The sequence below is a fragment of the Phocaeicola faecium genome, from assembly GCF_014837055.1.
Classification (GTDB): domain Bacteria; phylum Bacteroidota; class Bacteroidia; order Bacteroidales; family Bacteroidaceae; genus Phocaeicola; species Phocaeicola gallinarum.
Genome location: NZ_JACSPQ010000018.1, coordinates 1 through 1,049 on the forward strand (window position 1 = coordinate 1; position 1,049 = coordinate 1,049).

General features: G+C 65.9%; 1 protein-coding gene. It reads left to right on the forward strand.

Going from position 1 to position 1,049, the window contains the following annotated elements:
• Window positions 1-26: 26 nt before the first annotated feature.
• Window positions 27-1,049, forward strand: a 1,023-nt coding sequence (gatB, locus tag H9626_RS15600) for an Asp-tRNA(Asn)/Glu-tRNA(Gln) amidotransferase subunit GatB (protein ID WP_191710679.1), incomplete at its 3' end; no start/stop codon positions are given.

A 1,049-nucleotide genomic window follows, 5' to 3' on the forward strand; every position in this document is an offset into this window, starting at 1 on the left:
GTGAAGCATCGGGGGAGCAAGACATTATGGCTGAAAAACTGATGAAGTACGCCGATGCCGTCAAGCAGTTCGACCCGGTCATCGGCCTGGAGACGCATGTCGAGCTGAGCACGAACACCAAGCTGTTCTGCCCGGCGCATGTGGAGTTCGGCGGCGATCCGAACACGCAGCTGACCCCGGTCTCCCTCGGTCTGCCCGGCTCCCTGCCGGTGCTCAACGAGGCCGCCGTGGACTACGCGATCAAGCTGGGCCTGGCCCTGCACTGCGAGATCGCCGAATGGAGCCAGTTCTCCCGCAAGAACTACTTCTACCCGGACATGCCGCGCAACTACCAGATCTCCCAGTACGACAAGCCGACCAACGGCAACGGCTACCTGGACGTGGAACTGGATGACGGCACGATCTTCCGCGTGCCGATCGAACGCGCCCACATCGAGGACGACGCCGGCAAGAACACGCACGTCGGCGGCGCCGACGGCCGCATCGAGGGCGCGGACCATTCGCTGGTCGACTACAACCGCGCCGGCGTGCCGCTGATCGAGATCGTCACCAAGCCGATCGAGGGCGTGGGCGACCGCGGCCCGGAAATCGCCGGCGCCTACATGCGCACGCTGCGCGACATCGTGCGTGCGCTGAACATCTCGCACGCCCGCATGGAGCAGGGCAACATGCGCGCCGACGTGAACGTGTCGCTGCGCCGCAACCCGACCGACCCGTTCGGCACCCGTTCCGAAACCAAGAACGTGAACTCGTTCCGCGGCATCGAGAAGACCATCCAGTACGAGATCCGCCGCCAGGCCGCCATCCTGAACGACGGCGGCGAGGTGCTGCAGGAGACCCGCCACTGGGACGAGGCCTCGCAGACCACCGCCGGCGGGCGCGTCAAGTCCGACGCGGACGACTACCGCTACTTCCCGGATCCGGATCTGGTGATGCTGCACATCACCAAGGAGCACATCGAGCGTCTGGCCGCGCAGATGCCGGAGATGCCGCGCGAACGCCGCAACCGTCTGCAGGGCGAGTGGGGCTTCTCCGATCTGGAGATGCGC